The organism is Mesorhizobium sp. GbtcB19 (assembly GCF_019091085.1).
Classification (GTDB): domain Bacteria; phylum Pseudomonadota; class Alphaproteobacteria; order Rhizobiales; family Rhizobiaceae; genus Mesorhizobium.
In genome coordinates this window covers 1-233 of the sequence record NZ_JAGXJY010000573.1, presented here as the reverse complement: position 1 = coordinate 233, position 233 = coordinate 1, and the positions used below count along the sequence as shown (strand labels likewise).

Genomic DNA, 233 nt, shown 5'->3' with positions numbered 1-233 from the left:
CGGGGGCACGCGCTTCAAAACCCTGCCTCCCCATTGCCCCCCGGAAGTCCAGCATCAGCTTCTGATAGTAGGACAGGGTGTTCCAGGTCAGCAGCATGGCGCCGAGCGACCCCTGCGAACGGACAAGGTGGTGCAGGTAGGCGGGTGATTAGTGGCGCGCCGCCGGGGAGTCGCTTTCCTCGTCGGGCGGACGCGGAGTGTCGGCGTGGCGCGCATCCCTCTGATTGTCTTTG

The 233-nt window shown here is 65.7% G+C and carries 1 pseudogene; it reads right to left on the bottom strand.

From position 1 onward, the window contains the following. Positions 1-233: pseudogene (locus KVT37_RS33720) on the bottom strand (tRNA guanosine(34) transglycosylase Tgt); the annotation flags it as partial.